The organism is Streptomyces manipurensis (assembly GCF_049570255.1).
GTDB classification, from domain to species: domain Bacteria; phylum Actinomycetota; class Actinomycetes; order Streptomycetales; family Streptomycetaceae; genus Streptomyces; species Streptomyces manipurensis.
On the sequence record NZ_CP186950.1, the window covers coordinates 3,683,814 to 3,706,164 of the forward strand.

Below are 22,351 nucleotides of genomic sequence, written 5' to 3' on the forward strand. Positions count from 1 at the left end.
GCTGCCCTAGAAGGGCGGCTCGTCCGAGTAGCCACCGCCGGAGCCGCCGGAGCTTCCGCCCCAGCCGCCCCCGCCGCCGCCCTGCTGCTGGCCGCCGGCCGGTGCGCTGGACGCCCACGGGTCGTCGGAGGGAGCTCCGCCGCCCTGCTGGCCGCCGCCGGAGCTTCCGCCCCAGCCACCGCCGCCGCCCTGCTGCTGACCGCCGCCGCCGTACCCGCCCTGGCCACCGCGACCGGTGGTCTTGGCGACCTTGGCCGTGGCGTTCTTCAGGCTGGGGCCGACTTCCTCGACGTCCAGCTCGTAGACCGTGCGCTTGACACCCTCACGGTCCTCGTACGACCGCTGCCTCAGCCGGCCCTGCACGATGACGCGCATGCCCCGCTGAAGGGACTCGGCGACGTTCTCCGCCGCCTGCCGCCACACCGAGCAGGTCAGGAACAGGCTCTCGCCGTCCTTCCACTCGTTGGTCTGACGGTCGAAGGTGCGGGGGGTGGACGCGACACGGAACTTCGCGACCGCCGCACCCGAGGGGGTGAAACGCAGCTCGGGGTCGTCGACGAGATTGCCGACGACCGTGATGACGGTCTCGCCTGCCATGGATGAACCTCTCGGCGGGGATTGCTGCTGGGCTGCTGTGCTACTCGATCCCGATTACCGCTGAACCGGAGTTCAGTGGGTCTCGGGGCGAAGGACCTTGGTCCGGAGAACCGACTCGTTCAGGTTCATCTGTCGGTCAAGCTCCTTGACGACCGCGGGCTCGGCCTGCAGGTCGATGACCGAGTAGATGCCCTCGGGCTTCTTCTTGATCTCGTAAGCGAGACGACGACGGCCCCAGGTGTCGACCTTCTCGACCTTTCCGTTGCCCTCACGGACGACGGAGAGGAAGTTCTCGATCAGCGGGGAGACAGCGCGCTCCTCGAGATCGGGGTCGAGGATGACCATCACTTCGTAGTGACGCATGTGGAACCCACCTCCTTTGGACTCAGCGGCCACGGTCGTTCCGTGGCAGGAGGGTCGTGATGCGTGAGCACGGTGTCAGCAGAGCAGACACCGCGCAGCTGTACAGACTACCTGCTCGACTCCTTCCGGTTGAAATCCGACGGGAGGGGGACACAATCTGTATCCATCGGGTGTGCTCGGTGTGCTAAGTCCCCGGCTCCGTCGGAGGCGGCCCCGCAGCACCGCTCCGCTTCACCCAGGAGGTGCCTTCCGATGGCACAGGCAAAGGCATTGCGGTCCCAGGCCTCGATCTCTCTCCTCGCGACCGACGGCAAGCCCCATCCGCTGCAGGACGCCCTGATGGTGGCCACCGTCGTCCTCGGCGCCGTGGCGTTCGTCACGGCTTTCTTCCACAACCTCCACCTGCTCACCTCGTGGGCGGGGCTGATCGGGATCCTCACCGGCGCGTACGGACAGTTCATCTCCGTCACGACACGCGAGCGCTTCGCGCTGATCATCGGCCTTGGCGCGTCTGCCATCGGCTTCTACCTCGGCATGGCGCACGGCGGCCTCTTCGGCGGCTGGGCGGGCTGACCGGGGCACCTCCGCGACAGGGCGCCGGTCCCGCACCGGCCCGGGCCCACGGCCCGTCCCCCAGAAGGGTGGCGCCCTTGTCGCAGTAGGCTTCGCGCCATAGCCAGCGAAGCCGCCGGAGGAGACGCCCCGCATGAGCCTGTCCCTGAGGACCATCAGCCGAGAGCAGCATCTGGGTTACCTCCAGAGCCTGCCCTCGGCGAGCCACTGCCAGGTCCCGGCGTGGGCCGACGTGAAGAACGAGTGGCGCTCCGAGAACCTCGGATGGTTCAACGAGTCCGACGAACTGGTCGGCGCGGCCCTCGTGCTGTACCGGCAGCTGCCCAAGGTGAAGCGGTACCTCGCGTACCTCCCCGAGGGCCCGGTCATCAACTGGTACGCCCCCAACCTCGAGGAATGGCTCCAGCCGATGCTGGCCCACCTCAAGCAGCAGGGTGCCTTCACCGTGAAGATGGGTCCGCCCGTCGTCATCCGGCGCTGGAACTCGGCCGCCATCAAGGCCGGCATCCAGGACCCCAACGTCAAGCGCCTGCGCGACGTGGAGGCCTCGGTCATCGAGCCCCGCGCGTTCGAGGTGTCCGACAAGCTGCGCCGCATGGGCTGGCAGCAGGCCGAGGACGGCGGCGCCGGCTTCGGCGACGTGCAGCCCCGCTACGTCTTCCAGGTGCCGCTGGCCAACCGTTCGCTCGACGACGTCCTCAAGGGCTTCAACCAGCTGTGGCGCCGCAACATCAAGAAGGCCGAGAAGGCCGGCGTCGAGGTCGTCCAGGGCGGCTACGAGGACCTGCCGACCTGGCAGCACCTGTACGAGATCACGGCAGAGCGCGACAAGTTCCGCCCGCGCCCCCTCAGCTACTTCCAGCGCCAGTGGACGGCCCTCAACGCCGAGGACCCGAACCGGATGCGCCTCTACATCGCCACGCACGAGGGCGAACCGCTGGCGGCGGCCACGATGCTCACCGTCGGCCAGCACGTCTGGTACTCCTACGGCGCCTCCGCCAACCACAAGCGCGAGGTGCGTCCCTCGAACGCGATGCAGTGGCGGATGCTGCGCGACGCCTACGCGCTGGGCGCCGGCGTCTACGACCTCCGCGGAATCTCTGACACGCTGGACGAGAACGATCACCTGTTCGGTCTGATCCAGTTCAAGGTCGGCACGGGCGGCGAAGCCGTGGAGTACGTCGGCGAGTGGGACTTCCCGCTCAACAAGATGCTGCACAAGGCGCTCGACATCTACATGTCGCGTCGCTGACCCACCGATCACCCCGCACCCCCACACAGCCCCGCTGCACCACGCAGCTCCACAGGAGAGGTTCCGGACGGGCATGGCGCTCACGCTCTACGTCGACTCCGCGCGCTGGCGTGCGCACCAGAAGCAGGTTCAGGACCAGTTCCCCGGGATGATCCCGGTCTGCAAGGGCAACGGCTACGGCTTCGGGCACGAGCGGCTGTGCGAGGAGGCGACCCGCATGGGCGCCGACGTGCTCGCCGTCGGGACGACGTACGAGGCCGCGCGCATCAAGGACTGGTTCAGCGGCGACCTGCTCGTCCTCACCCCGTTCCGCCGGGGCGAGGAGCCGGTCCCGCTGCCGGACCGGGTGATCCGCTCGGTGTCCTCGCTGGAGGGTGTCCGCAGCCTGGTCGGCGCGCGCGTGGTCATCGAGTGCATGAGCTCGATGCGCCGCCACGGGATCTCCGAGCAGGACCTCGGCCAGTTGCAGGGGGCGATCGAGGACGTCCGGCTGGAGGGCTTCGCCCTGCACCTGCCGCTGGACCGCCCCGACGGCTCGGACGCCGTCGAGGAGGTCATCGGCTGGATGGACCGGCTGCGCGCGGCCCGGCTGCCGCTGCACACCATGTTCGTCAGCCACCTGCGCGCCGAGGAGCTGACCCGGCTCCAGCAGCAGTTCCCGCAGACCCGGTTTCGGGCCCGCATCGGCACCCGGCTGTGGCTGGGCGACCACGAGGCGACCGAGTACCGCGGCTCGGTGCTCGACGTCACCCGCGTGGCCAAGGGCGACCGGTTCGGCTACCGCCAGCAGAAGGCCGCGTCCGACGGCTGGCTGGTCGTGGTCGCGGGCGGTACCTCCCACGGTGTGGGCCTGGAGGCTCCCAAGGCGCTCCACGGCGTGATGCCGCGGGCCAAGGGCGTCGCCCGGGCCGGCCTGGCCACGGTCAACCGGAACCTTTCTCCGTTCGTGTGGGCGGGCAAGCAGCGCTGGTTCGCGGAGCCGCCCCACATGCAGGTGTCGATCCTGTTCGTGCCCTCGGACGCGACCGAGCCGAAGGTGGGCGACGAGCTCGTGGCGCACCTGCGGCACACCACCACCCAGTTCGACCGGCTGCTGGACTCCTGACCCGGAGCGGTCAGTCCCGGGGCCCGGTGCCCCAGTCGACCCGCTGTCCTTCCGAGGGCGCCGCTTCCCGCGGCGCCCTCGCCGCGTCCGACAGCACGAACACGTCCTCGGCCCCGTCCAGGACGCCTCCGGAGGGGTCGTCCGAGCCGTCCCGGCGGACGACGTCGTGCTCGGGCAGCAGCACGTCCCGCACGACGACGGCGCAGAGGTACAGGGTGGTCAGCAGGTGGGCGGCGATCGCCACCTGGTAGCCCTCCACGGGCAGGCCCTGGTGCTTGTCGCCGCTGTTGATGTAGGCGAGGTAGAACCAGATCCCGAGGAAGTAGACGACCTCGCCGGCCTGCCAGATCAGGAAGTCCCGCCAGCGCGGCCGGGCGAGCGCGGCGAGCGGGATCAGCCACAGCACGTACTGCGGCGAGTAGACCTTGTTGCACAGGATGAAGGCGGCGACGACCAGGAAGGCCAGCTGGGCGAAGCGGGGGCGCCGGGGGGCCGTCAGGGCCAGCAGGCCGATGGCCCCGCACAGCAGCAGCGTCAGGCCGGTCGCGTAGGTGTTGGCGTCGTGCAGCGGATTGCCGGAGCGCTGGGAGATCAGCAGCCAGACGGAGCCGAAGTCGATCGGCCGCTCCTGGCTGAAGGTGTAGAACTTCGACCAGCCCTCCCAGGCCAGGACCATGACCGGCAGGTTCGCCACGAGCCAGGCACCGGCGGCGCCCAGGACCGCACCGCCGAAGGCCCGCCACTTCCCGGCCCGCCAGCAGAGCACGAACAGGACCCCGAGCAGTAGCACCGGGTAGAGCTTCGCGGCGGTGGCGAGGCCGATGAGGACGCCGAACAGGACGGTCCGGCCGCGGGACCACATGAGCATTCCGGCGGCCGTCAGGGCGATCGCCAGCAGGTCCCAGTTGATCGTCGCCGTCAGGGCGAAGGCCGGGGCGAGGGCGAAGAGCAGGGCGTCCCAGGGACGGCGGCGGTGGGTGCGCGCGACGCACACGGCGATCACCGCGGCGCAGGCCATCAGCATGCCGGCGTTGACCATCCAGTACATCTGCTCGCGGTGCTGCATGGTGCCGCTGCCCGGTGTGAGCCAGGAGGCGATCTCCATGAAGAGCCCGGTGAGCACCGGGTACTCCAGGTACTCCATGTCGCCGGGGATCCGGTCGAAGTAGGGCGTCAGGTTGTCGGCGAAGCCGCGTACGGCGTACAGGTGCGGGATGTCGGAGTAGCAGGCGTGGGTGTACTGGGAGGTCGCACCCTGGAACCACGCCCACTCGTAGCAGGGCAGCTTCTGCACCATGCCGAGCGCGAACATGCCGATGGCGACGAGGGCCACGACACGGACCGGCCCGAGCCAGTGGCCGCCGAGCCGGGCGTAGCGGCCGAGCGGGCCGCCGATGAGCTCACTGCCCGCTGCGGCGACCTCGTCCTGCTGGGTGGGCAGTACGGGGCGGTCCTCGTGCACCTTCGTCATGGGGGTCATCCTGCCGTACGGGGCCCGGCACGCGGGAAGGCCGCCGCACGACGTGTGCGACGGCCTTCCTCGGTTCAGCGGGCCAGGGGGCGGGTCACTCGCTGTCGGAACCGGTGAACCCTCCGGTGATCCCTCCGGGGCGGCCCGGACGGCCGGTGCCGGACGGGGACGGCGAGGGGCTGGATCCGCCGGTCGTGCCGGTGATGGTGCCCGAGTTCGCGCCTCCGTCGTTGCCGCCGTTGGTGTTCCCGCGCACGGTCTCCGGGTCGCAGTAGAGCTCCCACGGCTTGCAGGACGGCTTGCCGCCCCGCGAGGGGCTCGGCGACGGCGGAGGGGTGGTCGGCGGGAGCGTCGACGGGGACGGGGACGGGGAGGCGGGCGCCGCGGGGCTGGGGGAGGGGGCGCCGGCGCCGTCGGCGACGACTCCGAGGTCCTCCGGCACCGGGAACTTCGAGACCGGGACGTCCTTGAGCGCCTCGCGCATGTACTCGGTCCAGATCTCCGCCGGGATGTCACCACCGTGGATGGACGGGATGCCGCCCACGCCCTTCATGGAGATCAGCTTCTTGTCCGCCGAGTTGGGGTCGGTGCGGAAGAGACCCACGGCGGTGGACAGCTCGGGGGTGTAGCCGACGTACCACGCCGACTTGTTCTCGTCCGTGGTGCCGGTCTTGCCGGCGGCCGGCCGGCCCAGCTTCTTGACCTTGGTCGCGGTGCCGTTCTGAACGACGTTCTGCAGGACCTTGGTGATGTTGTCCGCGACGGCGTTGTCCATCGCCCGCTGCTCCTTGGGCTGCTCGAAGCCGGGCAGCTTGTCCCCGTCCTTGGCGACCTGGGTCACCGAGAAGGGCTCGCGGTGCGTGCCGGAGGCGGCGAAGGTCGCGTAGGAGTCGGCCATGCGGATGGCGCTGGGGGTGGAGGTGCCGAGGGCGAAGGAGGCGTCGTTGTTCGGGTTCAGGGACTCCTCCAGCAGGCCCGTGGACTTGGCCACGGTGCGCACCTTGTCGTGGCCCACGTCGAAGACGAGCTGGGCGAACGGCACGTTGATGGACTTCTCCATCGCCTCGTTGAGGGTCACGTACCCGAAGGGGGTGGGGCTCTCGTTCTTCTGCTGGAACGGCTTGCCCGAGGCGTCGCGCAGCGGCTTGCCGTCCCGGTTGTTGATCACGGTGAGGTCGTTCGCCATGTACTTGCTGTCGACCGAGATGCCCTTGCCGTTGGAGTTCTGCGTGCCGTACTCCATCGCCGCCGCCAGGACGTAGGGCTTCCAGGTCGAGCCGACCGGGACTCCGCTGGTGTTGGCGTTGTTGCTGAAGTACTTCTTGTCCCAGCCCGGGCCGCCGTACAGGGCGACGAGCGCGCCGGTCTTGACGTCCACGGAGGCCGCGCCGAACTGGACGAAGGTGTCGGTGTCGGGGCGCTTCTTCTCGTCGAGGAACCCGTCGCGGGTGTCCTCGACCGCCTTGGCCAGCGCGTCCACCCGGGGCTTCTGGAACGTGGTCCTGATCTGGTAGCCGCCGAGCGCCATCTGCTCGACGGTGATGCCCGCGGTCTTCATCACGTACGCCTTGGCCGTGTCGACCAGGTAGCCGATCTGGCCCGTCATACCGCGGGCCTGCGCCGACTCGACCCGCTGCGGGAAGTCGGTGTCCTTGTACTTCGCCCGCTCGGCCTCGGTCATGCGGCCGACCTCGACCTGGCGGTCCAGGACCCAGGCCCAGCGCTCCTTGGCCCGCTTCTCGTTCAGCTCGGGGGTGGCCGCGGCGCCGATGCCGCCGTCCGGGTTGTAGAGGTTGGGGCCCTTGAGCACGGCCGCCAGGAAGGCGCATTCGGAGGGGTTCAGGTCCTGGCTGTCCTTGCCGAAGTAGGCACGGGCGGCGGCCTGGATCCCGTAGGCGTCACGGCCGTAGTAGGCGGTGTTGAGGTAGCCCGCGAGGACGGTGTCCTTCTCCTCGGAGACGCCCAGCCTTATCGCGATGAAGAGCTCGGTGGCCTTCCGCTTCAGGGTCTGGTCGGAGTCGAGGTAGGTGTTCTTCACGTACTGCTGGGTGATGGTCGAGCCGCCCTGGGTGGAGCCGCCCGTCGCCATATTCCACACGGCGCGGGCGATGCCCATCGGGTCCACGCCCTTGTCGGTCTCGAAGGACTCGTTCTCCGCCGCGATGACGGCGTCCCTCATCGACCGCGGGATGTTGGAGATGGGCACGATCTGCCGGTTCATCGAACCGCCCGTGGCCACCATCTGCGAGCCGTCGGCCCAGTAGAAGACGTTGTTCTGGGCCTGCGCCGCTTTGTTCGGGTCCGGCGTGCCCACCATGGCGATGCCGATGCCGGCGCCCGCGATGATCACCGCGAAGAAGCCGAGCGCCGTGCCGGCGACGAACTTCCAGGACGGTACGAAGCGCTGCCAGCCGTCCTTGTCGGACCGCGGGTAGTTGATGAGCCGCTTGTCCGGGCGGCCGGTCCCCCTGCCACGGCCCGGTGCGCCCCGCTGGGCGGCCCGGCGGGCATCGGCTCGGCTTCCGTGGCCGGGCTGCGGTGTGTAGGGGCCGCTGTGGGACGCGGTGGGGACGTCACGTCCGGCCGGCGCGCCCCGGTGGGGGCGCTGCTGGGCGGCGCGGCGGGCCGATGCCCGCCCGCCGTCCTGGGGCTGCGGCGGTTTGCGGCGATGCTCGCTCATCGAACGACTACTCCTCGGGCAGGCGAGTGGCCTGGAAGCGGCAAATGAATTCCGGTTCCCCCCGGTGTCATGGCGCACAGACTACGCACGCTCAAAACCCGCCCAGTGCCGAAGTTCACCCCAAATCAGGCAACCTGCCTGGTGCGAATCGGTGATGTGACGCCGGTCACCACGTCTCCCCTTGTCGATGATGACCACCCGTTCTATCGTCTGGATGTATCGAGTCGATACATCAGCTCGGCATAAAGACCCAGGGGCGGAGGCGAGGCAGGCGATGAGCAGACGCTCGGGCATCCTCGAGTTCGCCGTCCTCGGCCTGCTCCGGGAATCCCCCATGCACGGCTACGAGCTGCGCAAGCGGCTCAACACCTCGCTGGGAGTCTTCAGGGCCTTCAGCTACGGGACGCTCTACCCCTGCCTCAAGACGCTGGTCGCCAACGGCTGGTTGATCGAAGAACCGGGCAGCGCCCCGGAAGACGCTCTCGCCGCTTCACTCGCAGGGCGCCGCGCCAAGATCGTCTACCGGTTGACGGCCGCGGGGAAGGAGCACTTCGAAGAGCTCCTCTCCCACACGGGCCCCGAGACCTGGGAGGACGAGTCCTTCGCCGCCCGCTTCGCCTTCTTCGGCCAGACCGAGCGAGAGGTGCGGATGAGGGTGCTGGAGGGCCGCCGCAGCCGGCTGGAGGAGCGTCTGGAGAAGATGCGCGCCTCCCTCACCCGGACGCGGGAGCGCCTCGACGACTACACGCTCGAGCTGCAACGGCACGGCATGGAGTCCGTGGAGCGCGAAGTCCGCTGGCTGAACGAGCTCATCGAGAGTGAGCGGGCGGGACGGGATCTGAGACGACCCGGTCCGTCCGACGAAACCGAAAAATGAGGGCTGCGTCGTGCAGACCTCGTCCGAGAACAAACAGGGAGCAACCGGAATGGGTTCGGTTCGCGTAGCCATCGTAGGCGTGGGCAACTGCGCCGCCTCGCTGGTGCAGGGCGTCGAGTACTACAAGGACGCCGACCCGGCGTCCAAGGTCCCCGGGCTGATGCACGTCCAGTTCGGCGACTACCACGTGCGTGACATCGAGTTCGTCGCCGCGTTCGACGTCGACGCGAAGAAGGTCGGCCTCGACCTTTCGGACGCCATCGGCGCCAGCGAGAACAACACCATCAAGATCTGCGACGTCCCGAACGCCGGTGTGACCGTCCAGCGCGGCCACACCTACGACGGTCTGGGCAAGTACTACCGCCAGACGATCGAGGAGTCCTCCGAGGCCCCGGTCGACATCGTCCAGGTCCTCAAGGACCGCGAGGTCGACGTCCTGATCTGCTACCTGCCGGTCGGCTCCGAGGACGCGGCGAAGTTCTACGCCCAGTGCGCCATCGACGCCAAGGTCGCCTTCGTCAACGCCCTCCCGGTCTTCATCGCCGGCACCAAGGAGTGGGCCGACAAGTTCACCGAGGCCGGTGTCCCGATCGTCGGCGACGACATCAAGTCCCAGGTCGGCGCCACCATCACGCACCGCGTGATGGCGAAGCTGTTCGAGGACCGCGGCGTCCGTCTCGAGCGCACCATGCAGCTCAACGTCGGCGGCAACATGGACTTCAAGAACATGCTCGAGCGCGACCGCCTCGAGTCGAAGAAGATCTCGAAGACCCAGGCCGTCACCTCGCAGATCCCCGACCGCGAGCTGGGCGAGAAGAACGTCCACATCGGCCCGTCCGACTACGTCGCGTGGCTCGACGACCGCAAGTGGGCCTACGTACGCCTCGAGGGCCGCGCCTTCGGTGACGTCCCGCTGAACCTCGAGTACAAGCTCGAGGTGTGGGACTCCCCGAACTCCGCGGGTGTCATCATCGACGCCCTGCGCGCGGCGAAGATCGCCAAGGACCGCGGCATCGGCGGCCCGATCCTGTCGGCGTCCAGCTACTTCATGAAGTCCCCGCCGGTCCAGTACTTCGACGACGAGGCCCTGGCCAACGTCGAGAAGTTCATCAAGGGCGAGGTCGAGCGCTAGACCGGAACCCAGGGGTCCTGACAACACCTGGACTTCGGCTGTTCTTCCGCGGAGGGTCCCCGGGCAATGTGCCCGGGGACCCTCCGCGTATGTGACCCTTGCCCTCATGCCTGTCGTAGGTGATCTGCGCGTACTCCTGCGCCTGAGGGACTTCCGCAACCTGCTCGCCGTACGGCTGCTCTCCCAGGCCGCCGACGGCGTCTACCAGGTAGCGCTGGCCACCTATGTCGTCTTCTCCCCGGAGAAGCAGACCTCGCCGGCCGCCATCGCCTCCGCCATGGCCGTCCTGCTGCTGCCCTACTCGGTGGTCGGCCCGTTCGCCGGCGTGCTGCTCGACCGCTGGCGGCGCCGGCAGGTGTTCCTCTACGGCAATCTGCTGCGGGCCTTCCTCGCCTGCATCACCGGGATGCTGATCGTCGCGCACGTCCCCGACTGGCTGTTCTACGCCTCGGCGCTGTCCGTGACCGCCGTCAACCGCTTCGTGCTGGCAGGGCTGTCCGCGTCACTGCCGCACGTCGTCGGCCCCGGGCAGCTCGTCACCGCCAACGCGCTGTCCCCCACCGCCGGCACCCTCGCCGCGGTGGCCGGCGGCGGGCTGGCCTTCCTGGTCCGGATCCTGGGCTCCGGCTCCAACGCCCTGGTGGTGCTGCTCGGCGCCGGGCTCTACCTGGGGGGCGCCCTCGTCTCGCTGCGGCTGGCGATCGGCCTCCTCGGGCCCGACCACCCGCCGGGCGGAGACCGCCCCTCGATCGCCGAAGGCGTCGCCCTCACCGTGCGCGGCATGGCCGAGGGCCTGCGCCACCTGGCCTCCCGGCGCGAGGCGGCCCGGGCGCTCACCGCGATGACGATGATGCGCTTCTGCTACGGGGCCCTGTTCGTCATGCTGCTGATGCTCTGCCGCTACTCCTGGTCGGACAACGAGGCCGAGGGGCTGGCGCTGCTGGGCATCGCCGTCGGCGCATCCGGGGCGGGCTTCTTCGCGGCCGCCGTCGTGACCCCCTGGATGGCGGGGCGGCTGGGCACCCTCGGCTGGATCACCGCCTGCGCCGGAGGTGCCGCGGTCCTGGTCCCGGCGCTCGGTCTGTTCTTCACCCCGGGGCCGATGCTGGTCGCGGCCTTCGTGCTCGGCATGGCCACCCAGGGCGCCAAGATCTCCACCGACACGGAAGTGCAGTCCCAGGTGGACGACGACTACCGGGGGCGGGTGTTCTCCGTCTACGACGTGCTGTTCAACGTGGCCTTCGTCGGTGCGGCCGCGGTGGCCGCCCTGGTGCTCCCCGCCGACGGCCGGTCCGTGGTCCTGCTGGTCTGCGTCTCCGCCCTCTACGCCGCCACCGCCGTGCTGCTCGGCCGGCACCGGCGGGTGTTTCACGTGAAACACCGCCCCTGAGCGCTCGGCCGGTGCCGCTGTTTCACGTGAAACAGCGGCACCGGCCGAGCGGTACCTCAGGCCTGTGCGGCCCACCACTCCTTGAGCGCGGCGACAGCGGCCTCGTGCCCCATCGGCCCGTGCTCCAGCCGCTGGTCCAGCAGGAAGGCGTAGGCCTTGCCGATCACCGGGCCCGGCCCGACGTCCAGGACCCGCATGATCTCGTTGCCGTCGAGGTCGGGCCGGATCGCGTCCAGCTCCTCCTGCTCCTGGAGCTGCGCGATCCGCAGCTCCAGCCCGTCGTAGGTCCGGGACAGCGCGTTGGCCTTGCGCTTGTTGCGCGTGGTGCAGTCGGACCGGGTCAGCTTGTGCAGGCGGTCCAGCAGGGGACCGGCGTCCCGTACGTAGCGACGCACCGCGGAGTCGGTCCACTCCCCGTCTCCGTAGCCGTGGAAGCGCAGGTGCAGTTCCACCAGCCGGGACACGTCCTTGATCATGTCGTTGGAGTACTTCAGAGCGGTCAGCCGCTTCTTGGTCATCTTCGCGCCCACCACCTCGTGGTGGTGGAAGGAGACCCTGCCGTCGCTCTCGAAGCGGCGGGTGCGGGGCTTGCCGATGTCGTGCAGCAGGGCGGCGAGCCGCAGCACGAGGTCCGGCCCGTCCTGCTCCAGGGCGATCGCCTGCTCCAGCACGATCAGCGAGTGGTCGTAGACGTCCTTGTGGCGGTGGTGCTCGTCACTCTCCAGCCGCAGCGCCGGCAGCTCCGGCAGCACCCGGTCGGCCAGCCCGGTGTCCACGAGCAGGCCCAGACCGCGGCGCGGGTTGGCGGAGAGGATCAGCTTGTTCAGCTCACCCTGCACCCGCTCCGCCGAGACGATCTCGATCCGGTCGGACATGGCCTTCATGGCCGCCACGACCTCCGGGGCCACCTCGAAGTCCAGCTGCGCCGAGAACCGCGCGGCCCGCAGCATCCGCAGCGGGTCGTCCGAGAAGGATTCCTCCGGGGTGCCGGGCGTGCGCAGCAGGCCGGCGTCCAGGTCCTCCAGGCCGCCGTGCGGATCGATGAACCGCTGCTCGGGCAGGGCCAGGGCCATGGCGTTGACCGTGAAGTCACGCCGCACGAGGTCCTCGTCGATCGAGTCGCCGTAGGAGACCTCCGGCTTGCGGGAGGTGCGGTCGTAGGCCTCCGAGCGGTACGTCGTGACCTCGATCTGGAAGGTCCGGTCGGTGTCGCCGACCCGGGCGCTCTTCTGGGCCCCGACGGTGCCGAAGGCGATGCCGACGTCCCAGACCGAGTCGGCCCACGGCCGGACGATCTTCAGGACGTCCTCGGGGCGGGCGTCGGTGGTGAAGTCGAGGTCGTTGCCGAGACGCCCGAGCAGCGCATCGCGGACCGACCCGCCGACCAGGGCGAGGCTGAAGCCCGCCTCCTGGAACCGGCGGCCGAGCTCGTCGGCGACAGGAGCCACCCGCAGCAGGTCACTGACCGCGCGGAGCTGCACCTGACTCAGGGCACTGGGGTTGTCTTCGTTGGCGTTCGGCACAACAGAAAAGGGTACGTGCCCAGCCCGGCGGGAGCCGCCCCGTTTAACGGCCACCCCGGGAGACGGCCGCCCCGGGGTGGAGCCGATCATGTGGACCAAGGTGCGGCACTCGCACACAGCGCACCTCGTTACCATGCGTGGACGCAGAAAAGACGACCACTGACACTTCTAGGGACGGGCTAGCGCGTGGCCGAGGCGGCAGACATCCAGGGGGCTTCACCTGCTCCTGTCCGGCGCCGGTGGCTGAGGCGTGCGATCGTCCTGCTCGCCGGGACCCCGGTACTGGCCGGTCTCGTGTACGCCCCCGCCCCGGAGGCGGAGGCCGCCCCGGCCTCCTCCGCCGACGTCCAGCTGATCTCCATGGCTCCCGCCGCCCCGGTGAAGGGCGACACCCTCACCATCGAGGGCACCGTGCGCAACACGGGACCCGAGACGATCAACGACGCCCACGTGGGCCTGCGGGTCGGCCCCGCCCTCGCCGACCGCTCATCCATCGACGAGGCGGCGGAACGCAGCGGCTTCCGGGCCGGCGCGGACCCCGGCGAGATCGATCCGGCCTACGCCGTGAAGATCGACTCCCTGCCGTCGAAGGCCAGCAAGCCCTTCACGCTCTCCGTCCCGGTGAACAAGCTCGAACTGGACAAGGACGGCGTCTACCAGCTTGGTGTCTCGCTGTCCGGGTCCACCGAGAGCCGCCCGTCCGAGCAGGTGCTCGGCATCAAGCGGACCTTCCTGCCCTGGCAGCCCGAGGCCGCCTCCAAGCGCTCCCAGCTGACGTACGCCTGGCCCCTGATCTCGAGCACCCGCGTCACGGCGGAGACCGGCTCCGACGAGCTGCAGACCCCCGTGTTCCTCAACGACTCCCTCGCCCAGGAGCTCGCGCCGGGCGGTCGCCTGGAGCAGATGGTCACCCTCGGCCGGGACCTGCCGATCACCTGGGTCATCGATCCCGACCTGCTCTACACGGTCGACGCGATGACCAAGGGCTACCGGGTCCGCGGTCCGAACGGGAAGACCGTCCAGGGCAAGAACAAGGCCGTCGCCGAGCAGTGGCTGAACTCACTGGAGGCAGCGGTCCAGGGCAAGAAGGTCGTCGCCCTGCCCTTCGGCGACCCCGACCTCGCCTCCCTCGCGCACCACGGCAAGGACGTCTCCGGCACCCTGGGCCAGCTGCGGCCCGCCACCGACAAGGCCCGGCAGGCCGTCGAGACGGTCCTGCACGTCCCCGCGTCCACCGACTTCTCCTGGCCCGTGGACGGCGCCATCGACCCCTCGATCGTGAACGTCGCCACCTCGGCCGGTGCGCACAACGTGCTCACCCGCAGTGACAGCCTCGTGGAGACCGGAGCCCTCGGCTACACGCCCTCGGCCGCCCGGCCCATCGGAGCCGGCACCACGGCCGTGGTGGCGGACGCGGACCTGTCCACGGCATTCGAGGGCGACATGCTGCACGCCGGCAGCTCCACGCTCGCCGTGCAGAAGTTCCTCGCCGACACCCTCGCGCTCAACCTGCAGAAGACCGACGAGCAGCGCAGCTTCGTCGTCACCCCGCAGCGGACCCCCACGGTCAGCCAGGCCCGGACGATGGCCTCCGCCCTGCGCGGCCTCCAGGCGGGCCGCTGGACGCAGCCCTCGGACCTCGAGGCCGCCGCCGCGGCGAAGCCCGACCCCGGTGCCGCGACCCAGGTGCCCGGAGCCGGCCAGTACCCCGAGGACCTGCGCAAGCAGGAGCTGCCGGTGGCCGCCTTCGAGAAGATCCGCACCACCCAGAACACGCTGGACCGCTTCAAGGTCATCCTCGCCGCGCCCGACCGCGTCGAGATCCCCTTCGGGAACACGATCAACCGCGAGATGTCGACCTCGTGGCGGGGCCGCCCCGAGGAGGCGCGCCTCTACCGGGACGAGGTGCAGGACTACCTGACGGGCCTCACCGAGAAGGTCAAGGTCGTCCCCAAGTCCGACGCGACCCTGTCCGGGCACAGCGCCACCATCCCGGTCAGCGTCCAGAACAGCCTCGTGCAGGACGTCCACGGGCTGGTCCTGCGGGTGAAGTCCAGCAACCAGACGCGCCTGATGTTCAGCGAGAGCGAGCAGCCGGTCACCGTGCAGGGCGACCACACGCAGACGGTGAAGTTCACGGCCAACGCCACGGCGAGCGGCCCCGTGGAGGTCACGGCGCAGCTGTACACCAAGGACGGCGTCCCCTACGGCAAGAAGCGCACCTTCACCGTGGAGGCCACCGAGGTCACCCCCACGGTCATGCTCGTCATCGCCGGCGGCGTGCTGCTGCTGGTGCTGGCGGGGATCAAGATGTACGCGAGCCGCAAGCGCGTCGCCGCCCGCGCCGCCGCCGAGGAGAGCACGCAGCCGAGTGACGAGTCCCCGGACACCGGACCGCAAAGCACCGAGGGGTCCGGCACGAGTGAGACAGTGGACCGTTGAGCGATGCCGTGGCCGGTCGGCCTGGGGACGATGAGGTGGGGTTTCGATGAACGCGCCGTACGACGGTGACCGCGCGCAGGGCACTGGCGGGCCCACGCCCGCCCAGGGCGCTGCCCCGGGCGCCCCGGTGCCCGGGCAGGTTCCCGCGCCTGCGCCCGCGCCGGACCACGACCCGTATGTCCAGGACGCCTACGAATACGACCCGTACCGGTCCCAGGACCTGTCGGCGCAGGACCCCGTGGCAGAGGTCCTCTACGACCGCGCCGCGCACCCGCCGCCGCCGCCCGGCACCTACCAGGAGCCCGGTCCGCTCTACGCGGCGCCGGCCGCGCCCGCCTACTCCCCCGACCCTCGCGTGTGGGCCCAGACCCCGCCGCCCGAGCCGGACGGTCCGTCGCGTCACCTGCCGTACGGCGACACCGCGGCGACCACCGAGTTCGTCGGCGTGGACTCGCTCGTCACCCGGGCCTCGGAGGAGGAGCCCGAGCCGGACGCGTTCGCGCACCTCTACCGGGACCAGGAGGCGGCCCCCCGCACCCCGGTCGAGGACGTCCCCGTCGCCGCTCCGGCACCGGCCAAGCCGGCCGGACGCGCCGCGAGCCTGCTGAAGTCCAGCGCGCTCATGGCAGCGGGCACGATCGTCTCCCGCATCACCGGCTTCCTCAGGACCCTGGTGATCGCCGGTGCGATCGGTGTCGGCACCTTCAACGACACCTACCAGATCGCCAACACGCTGCCCACGATGATCTACGTGCTGGTCGGCGGCGGCGCCCTGAACGCCGTCTTCATCCCGCAGCTGGTCCGGGCCATGAAGAACGACAGCGACGGGGGCGAGGCCTACGCCAACCGGCTGCTGACCCTCGTCGTCGTCCTGCTCGCCGGCATCACCACCATCTGTGTGCTGGCGGCGCCGGTGTTCATCACCATGATGTCGCCGAAGATCGCCTCCGACCCGCAGCAGATGGAGGTGGCGGTCGCCTTCGCCCGCTACTGCCTGCCCACGATGTTCTTCATGGGCATCCACGTGGTGCTCGGTCAGATCCTCAACGCCCGCGGCCGGTTCGGCGCGATGATGTGGACCCCCGTCCTCAACAACATCGTGGTCATCGCCACGTTCGGCGCCTTCATCTGGGCCTTCGGCGGCTTCACCACCTCCGGCGTCAACGCCGGCACCGTCACCGCCGAGGGCGTGCGCCTGCTGGGTCTGGGCACCCTGCTCGGCCTCACCGTCCAGGCCCTGGCCATGCTGCCGTACCTGCGCGACGCGGGCTTCACTCCGCGCCTGCGCTTCGACTGGAAGGGTCACGGCCTCGGCAAGGCCGCCCGTCTGGCGAAGTGGACGTTCTTCTTCGTCCTCGCCAACCAGGTCGGTCTGGTCATCGTCACCCAGCTCGCCACCTGGGCCGGTGCCGTCGCCGAGAAGCAGGGCCACTCCGGTACGGGCATCACCGCCTACAACTACGCGCTGCTCCTGTGGCAGATGCCGCAGGCCATCATCACCGTCTCCGTCATGACGGCCGTCCTGCCCCGCATTTCGCGCTCCGCCCACGACGGGGACGCCGCCGCGGTGCGCGACGACATCTCCTACGGGCTGCGCACCTCGGCCGTCGCGATCGTGCCGTGCGCCTTTGCGTTCCTGGCGCTGGGCGTCCCGATGGCCACCCTGCTCTACGCAGGCTCCGGCGCAGGCGCCCAGAACATCGGCTACGTCCTGATGGCCTTCGGCCTCGGACTCATCCCGTACTCCGTCCAGTACGTCGTCCTGCGCGGCTTCTACGCCTACGAGGACACCCGTACGCCGTTCTACAACACCGTCATCGTGGCCGCGGTCAACGCCTCCGCCTCCGTTGCCGCGTTCTTCGTCCTGCCGGCGCGCTGGGCGGTCGTCGGCATGGCCGCCGCCTACGGGCTGGGCTACGCCGTCGGTGTCGGCGTGGCCTGGCGCCGGCTGCGCACCCGGCTCGGCGGCGACCTCGACGGCGCCCACGTGATGCGCACCTACGCCCGCCTCACCGGTGCCTGCGTCCCCGCCGCCGCCGTCGCGGGCGGCGCGGCCTACGGGGTCACCCAGTGGCTCGGCAGTGGAGTCCTCGGTTCCGCCAGTGCCCTCCTCGCCGGAGCGATCGCCCTGGCGGCCGTGTTCCTCATCGCTGCCAAGCGCATGCGGATCGAAGAGCTCAACGCGATGGTCGGGATGGTCCGCGGGCGTTTGGGGCGCTGATGCGCACAACCGTCGCCCCCTTTCGTGTGTCGTGCATAGCGTCGGACTGTGGGCACAATTGGCTTGGCTTCGCAGACTGGCCTGGAGCGCGCAACGGATGGGGAGGCAGGAACGACGGTGGCGGAACGTAGCACGGCTGCCGTCGACGTGGCCGACAACAGCGGCGACAAGCCGCTGGCCGCACAGGCGGCACAGGCCACGTCCGACGGGGTGGACACCCAGAACGGACGAGCCGCGGACGGACCCATGCCCGACAAGGACGGCGAAGGCAAGAACGCGGCCCCCGCGGCCGCGCCCGAACTCCACAGCGGGCACAAGCTCGCCCGGCGCTACCGGCTGGAAGAGTGCGTCACCCGTGTGGACGGATTCAGCAGCTGGCGCGCCATGGACGAGAAGCTGCGCCGGGCCGTGGGCGTCCACCTGATGCCCGCGGACCACGCACGGGCCCGCTCCGTCCTGGCGGCCGCCCGCTCCTCCGCCCTGCTCGGCGACCCGCGCTTCGTCCAGGTGCTCGACGCCGTGGAGGAGAACGACCTCGTCTACGTGGTGCACGAGTGGCTGCCGGACGCCACCGAGCTCACCGCCCTGCTCGCCCTCGGCCCGCTGGAGGCCCACGAGGCCTACCAGCTGGTCAGCCAGGTCTCCCAGGCGATGGCCGCCGCGCACCGCGAGGGCCTCGCCCATCTGCGACTGACACCCAGCGCCATACTGCGCACGTCGACCGGCCAGTACCGGATCCGCGGCCTCGCCGTGAACGCCGCCCTGCGCGGCATCACCAGCGAGACCCCGCAGCGTGCCGACACCGAGGCCATCGGCGCCCTCCTGTACGCCGCCCTCACCCAGCGCTGGCCGTACGAGAGCGACGCGTACGGCCTGACCGGCCTGCCCAAGGGCGTGGGCCTGATCGCCCCCGACCAGGTCCGCGCGGGTGTCCACCGCGGTCTGGGCGAACTGGCGATGCGCGCGCTCGCCAACGACGGGGCCACCGCGTCCCGTCAGGAGCCGGCCTGCACCACCCCCGACGAGCTGGCCAAGGCCGTGGCGGCGATGCCCCGCATCCGGCCGCCGGAGCCCGCGTTCGCGGCCCCTCCGGAGTACCAGCACACGACCTACCAGCAGGGCAGCTACGGCCGGCTCGCCCAGCCCGGTACGGCCACCGTGCAGAGCCGTCCCGTCCCGCCTCCGCCGCCACCCCTGCAGAGCCGCACCGGCCGGGTCCTGAAGTGGGGCGTCGCCGCGCTGCTCATCGCCGCTCTCGGACTGGGCAGCTGGCAGCTGGCCGACACCCTGCTGGACCGCGGCAGCCAGAAGGGCAACAGCGGTACCAACAACACCACCACGCCCGGCCCCGAGGACAACCCGAAGGATCCCGAGCGCACCCCGGTGTCCATCAAGGGAGCCGCCGAGTACTACCCGGACGGCAACCCCCAGAACATCGACGGGGTCCCCAACAGCTACGACGACGACCCCAAGTCGTTCTGGCGGACCTACTCGTTCGAAGACGGTCCGGTCATGGGCTCCTACAAGCAGGGCCTGGGGCTGGTCTTCGACCTCGGCGAGGAACAGGACGTGAGCGCGGCCTCGATAGCGCTCACGTACGCCGGCGATCGCACCACGGTGACGCTCTACGCGGCACCGAGCCTGTCCTCCTCGACCCCGCTCACGAACATGCAGAAGATCGCTGACGGGACGACAACGAAGAAACAGCTGGACATCGTCGCCGAGAAGCCGGTCAAGGCCCGCTACGTGGTCCTGTGGATCACCGCCATGCCCAAGGCCCCTCCGTCGGATTTCAGCCGGGCCGGCTTCAAGCAGGGCATCTCCAACGTGGTCTTCTCCCGGAACTCCTGACGCTTCCCGTCGCGCCCGGCCGGGCAGGTGGCATGCGGGGGCTCCGCCCCCGCGGACCCGCGGCCCCGGCCGTGCGGTCCGCTTCCGGGACGGCCCCGGGACCACTTGTGCACGGCTCCCGACAGGAGGGGAATGATGAGGCCCGCGGCTGACGAACCCGCTCCCGCCTCGGACCGGGAACTCCTGGCCCGGCACGTCGGCGGGGACACCGAGGCCTTCGGTGAGATCGTGCGGCGCCACCGGGACCGCTTGTGGGCCGTGGCACTGCGGACCCTCGGGGACCGCGAGGAGGCCGCCGATGCGGTGCAGGACGCCCTGGTCTCCGCGTACCGGGCCGCGGGCTCCTTCCGCGGTGAGTCCGCCGTCACCACCTGGCTGCACCGCATCACCGTCAACGCCTGCCTCGACCGCGCCCGCAAGGCCTCCTCCCGCCGGACGGCGCCCCTCGACGACACGGAGCGCCTGGAGACCCTCCTGGAGCCTCATGAGTCCGCCGAGGCTCCCGCGGAGCGCGAGGAGCTCCACCGCCAGCTCCTGGCCGCCCTGAGCACGCTGCCGGCCGACCAGCGGGCCGCGCTCGTCCTCGTCGACATGCAGGGGTACCCGGTGGCCGAGGCCGCCCGGATCCTCGACGTGCCCACCGGCACCGTGAAGAGCCGCTGTGCCCGTGGCCGGGCGAAACTCGCGCCGATGCTCACTCATCTGCGCTCGAATGCCGGGGATAACCCCGCCGTGGAGCGGGGAAGGAACCGGACGCCGGGGACATCCGTCCCACCAGCGGCAGACCCCAGACATCCAGACCCAGACGCAGTGAAGGGCGGAGGTGGACGCACATGACCCCGGCGACCGGCACGCACGGCACGATCCGGCACCCGGACGTCTCCGAGATCTCCGACCTGACCGAAGGACTCCTCTCCCCGTCCCGGACCGCCGAAATCCGTCGGCACCTCGACGACTGCACCCTGTGCTCCGACGTCCGGACCTCCCTGGAGGAGATCCGCGGCCTGCTCGGCACCCTGCCGGGCCCGGCCCGGATGCCCTCCGACATCGCCGGCCGCATCGACGCCGCCCTCGCCGCCGAGGCGCTCCTCGACGCGACCCAGCCGGAGACCTCTGCGGCTCCCGAGGCTCCGGTCCGCGCGACGGGGCGCGCCGTTTCACGTGAAACATCGCCCGCGGGTCACCCGACCGGCCCAACCGGACCCGGCCGGCGCCGCGCCCGACGCCGCATCGCGGTGCTCGGCGGTCTGATCGGCGCCGGGGCCTGTGCCCTGGGCCTCTTCCTGTTCGGGGACTTCTCCGGGAGCCCGGCCCACGACAGCGCTGCCCGTACCGAGGCCCCCTCCTCCGCCGACCAGCCCTCCGTCAGTGCGGCCGGCGGCCCGGACTACACGGGACAGGGACTGCGGGAGGGAGTCGACCGGCTCGTGGCCCTCGCTCCTGGTGCCCGCAACGTCCCCGGTGAGGAGAACAGCACCCTCGGCGCGGACGACACCCCCGGCAACGTTCCCGGGGCCGTACCGGGCGACAAGGTCGCTCCGCCGAACCTCCCCGCCTGTGTCCGGGAGGCGACCGGCCGCACGGAGTCACCGCTCGGCGCCGAGCGCGGCACCTATCGGAGCACCGGTGTCTACCTCGTCGTCCTGCCGCACCCGAACGACTCCTCCCGCATCGACGCGTACGTCGTCGACAGCGGGTGTGAGAAGGCCGGCTCGACAACCCCCGGAAAGGTGCTCGTGAAGAACACCTTCCCCCGAAGCTGACCCGATCGGGGCGGCACCCGGCCGGGCGGGGAATGCATGCGCCGTAGGATCCGTTGGGTGGGGTGAGAGTCCGCACCGGCCCCCGGTAGGCAGCACGCAGTCCGCAGAGACGAGGAAGAAACCCGTGAGCGACGTTCGAAACGTGATCATCATCGGCTCCGGGCCGGCCGGTTACACGGCCGCCCTGTACACCGCACGCGCTTCGCTCAAGCCGCTGGTCTTCGAAGGTGCCGTCACCGCCGGTGGCGCCCTGATGAACACCACCGACGTGGAGAACTTCCCGGGCTTCCAGGACGGCATCATGGGCCCGGACCTCATGGACAACATGCGTGCGCAGGCCGAGCGCTTCGGTGCCGAACTGGTCCCGGACGACATCGTGTCGGTGGACCTCACCGGTGAGATCAAGACCGTCACCGACACCGCCGGGACCGTGCACCGCGCCAAGGCCGTCATCGTGACCACCGGCTCGCAGCACCGCAAGCTCGGTCTGCCCAACGAGGACGCGCTCTCCGGCCGCGGCGTCTCCTGGTGCGCCACCTGCGACGGGTTCTTCTTCAAGGACCACGACATCGCCGTGGTCGGTGGCGGCGACACCGCGATCGAGGAGGCGACCTTCCTCTCCCGCTTCGCCAAGTCCGTCACGATCGTCCACCGCCGTGACAGCCTGCGCGCCTCCAAGGCGATGCAGGACCGCGCCTTCGCCGACCCGAAGATCACGTTCGCCTGGGACAGCGAGGTCTCCGAGATCCACGGCGAGCAGAAGCTCTCCGGCCTCACCCTGCGCAACACCAAGACCGGTGAGACCAGCCAGCTGCCCGTGACCGGCCTCTTCATCGCCGTCGGCCACGACCCGCGCACCGAGCTCTTCAAGGACCAGCTGGACCTCGACGACGAGGGCTACCTCAAGGTCGAGGCTCCCTCCACCCGGACCAGCGTCACCGGTGTCTTCGGCGCCGGCGACGTCGTGGACCACACGTACCGTCAGGCCATCACCGCCGCCGGCACCGGCTGCTCGGCCGCTCTGGACGCCGAGCGCTTCCTCGCCGCCCTCGCGGACGCCGAGAAGGCCCACGCAGCGGTCTGACCGGTCTGACCCCCCGCACCAGCCCTA

At 70.3% G+C, this 22,351-nt stretch carries 17 protein-coding genes; 12 read left to right on the forward strand and 5 right to left on the reverse strand.

Annotation, left to right across the window (positions count from 1 at the left end):
• Window positions 1-6 precede the first annotated feature (6 nt).
• Window positions 7-597, reverse strand: coding sequence for a single-stranded DNA-binding protein (locus tag ACPU2J_RS16990; RefSeq protein WP_423833547.1), 591 nt, complete (start codon window positions 595-597; stop codon window positions 7-9).
• Window positions 598-669: 72 nt separating this feature from the next.
• Window positions 670-960, reverse strand: coding sequence for a 30S ribosomal protein S6 (rpsF, locus tag ACPU2J_RS16995; protein ID WP_004950685.1), 291 nt, complete (start codon window positions 958-960; stop codon window positions 670-672).
• A 252-nt stretch (window positions 961-1,212) separates the two neighbouring features.
• Here rpsF and ACPU2J_RS17000 point away from each other — a divergent pair, with 252 nt between their 5' ends.
• The 3 genes from ACPU2J_RS17000 to ACPU2J_RS17010 all read left to right on the forward strand — a co-directional run bounded on the left by ACPU2J_RS17000 (window position 1,213) and on the right by ACPU2J_RS17010 (window position 3,890).
• Window positions 1,213-1,533 carry a hypothetical protein gene (locus ACPU2J_RS17000; RefSeq protein ID WP_420080247.1) on the forward strand — a complete coding sequence of 107 codons (321 nt, stop codon included), beginning with the start codon at window positions 1,213-1,215 and terminating at the stop codon, window positions 1,531-1,533.
• Window positions 1,534-1,666: 133 nt separating this feature from the next.
• On the forward strand, window positions 1,667-2,785 hold the full coding sequence (locus ACPU2J_RS17005) for a lipid II:glycine glycyltransferase FemX (protein ID WP_361589879.1): 1,119 nt from the start codon (window positions 1,667-1,669) through the stop codon (window positions 2,783-2,785).
• A gap of 73 nt (window positions 2,786-2,858) precedes the next feature.
• Window positions 2,859-3,890, forward strand: coding sequence for an alanine racemase (locus tag ACPU2J_RS17010; RefSeq protein WP_361589877.1), 1,032 nt, complete (start codon window positions 2,859-2,861; stop codon window positions 3,888-3,890).
• Between the two features lie 10 nt (window positions 3,891-3,900).
• Here ACPU2J_RS17010 and ACPU2J_RS17015 read toward each other — a convergent pair whose 3' ends face one another.
• Window positions 3,901-5,361, reverse strand: coding sequence for a glycosyltransferase family 87 protein (locus ACPU2J_RS17015; protein ID WP_420080246.1), 1,461 nt, complete (start codon window positions 5,359-5,361; stop codon window positions 3,901-3,903).
• Window positions 5,362-5,455: 94 nt separating this feature from the next.
• A complete protein-coding gene (locus ACPU2J_RS17020) occupies window positions 5,456-8,041 on the reverse strand; it encodes a transglycosylase domain-containing protein (protein WP_423833548.1) in 2,586 nt (861 codons plus the stop codon).
• Window positions 8,042-8,315: 274 nt separating this feature from the next.
• Here ACPU2J_RS17020 and ACPU2J_RS17025 point away from each other — a divergent pair, with 274 nt between their 5' ends.
• The 3 genes from ACPU2J_RS17025 to ACPU2J_RS17035 all read left to right on the forward strand — a co-directional run bounded on the left by ACPU2J_RS17025 (window position 8,316) and on the right by ACPU2J_RS17035 (window position 11,440).
• Window positions 8,316-8,918 (forward strand): PadR family transcriptional regulator, encoded by a 603-nt coding sequence (locus tag ACPU2J_RS17025; protein ID WP_360865436.1) that lies wholly within the window; start codon window positions 8,316-8,318, stop codon window positions 8,916-8,918.
• 49 nt (window positions 8,919-8,967) lie between these two features.
• Window positions 8,968-10,050, forward strand: a complete 1,083-nt coding sequence (locus tag ACPU2J_RS17030; protein ID WP_361589868.1) for an inositol-3-phosphate synthase — start codon at window positions 8,968-8,970, stop codon at window positions 10,048-10,050.
• 106 nt (window positions 10,051-10,156) lie between these two features.
• Entirely contained in the window at window positions 10,157-11,440 is a 1,284-nt protein-coding gene (locus ACPU2J_RS17035) for an MFS transporter (protein WP_423833549.1), read from the forward strand.
• A gap of 56 nt (window positions 11,441-11,496) precedes the next feature.
• Here the strand turns inward: ACPU2J_RS17035 and ACPU2J_RS17040 are convergent, their stop codons facing one another.
• The gene (locus ACPU2J_RS17040; RefSeq protein WP_420080243.1) at window positions 11,497-12,963 is read right to left on the reverse strand and encodes a CCA tRNA nucleotidyltransferase; all 1,467 of its coding nucleotides are present in this window, start codon (window positions 12,961-12,963) and stop codon (window positions 11,497-11,499) included.
• A gap of 186 nt (window positions 12,964-13,149) precedes the next feature.
• Between ACPU2J_RS17040 and ACPU2J_RS17045 the strand changes: the two genes are divergently transcribed.
• From ACPU2J_RS17045 to trxB, 6 genes are all read left to right on the forward strand, one after another.
• Window positions 13,150-15,405, forward strand: coding sequence for a DUF6049 family protein (locus ACPU2J_RS17045; protein WP_423833550.1), 2,256 nt, complete (start codon window positions 13,150-13,152; stop codon window positions 15,403-15,405).
• 46 nt (window positions 15,406-15,451) lie between these two features.
• A complete protein-coding gene (gene murJ, locus ACPU2J_RS17050; RefSeq protein WP_423833551.1) occupies window positions 15,452-17,626 on the forward strand; it encodes a murein biosynthesis integral membrane protein MurJ in 2,175 nt (724 codons plus the stop codon).
• Between the two features lie 117 nt (window positions 17,627-17,743).
• Window positions 17,744-19,477, forward strand: coding sequence for a protein kinase family protein (locus ACPU2J_RS17055; protein WP_423833552.1), 1,734 nt, complete (start codon window positions 17,744-17,746; stop codon window positions 19,475-19,477).
• Window positions 19,478-19,612: 135 nt separating this feature from the next.
• On the forward strand, window positions 19,613-20,314 hold the full coding sequence (gene sigM / locus ACPU2J_RS17060) for an RNA polymerase sigma factor SigM (RefSeq protein ID WP_420080241.1): 702 nt from the start codon (window positions 19,613-19,615) through the stop codon (window positions 20,312-20,314).
• Window positions 20,311-21,240, forward strand: coding sequence for a hypothetical protein (locus tag ACPU2J_RS17065; RefSeq protein ID WP_399816070.1), 930 nt, complete (start codon window positions 20,311-20,313; stop codon window positions 21,238-21,240). Before sigM ends, ACPU2J_RS17065 begins: the two co-directional genes overlap by 4 nt.
• Window positions 21,241-21,364: 124 nt before the next feature.
• On the forward strand, window positions 21,365-22,324 hold the full coding sequence (gene trxB, locus ACPU2J_RS17070) for a thioredoxin-disulfide reductase (protein ID WP_365076507.1): 960 nt from the start codon (window positions 21,365-21,367) through the stop codon (window positions 22,322-22,324).
• Window positions 22,325-22,351: the final 27 nt, after the last annotated feature.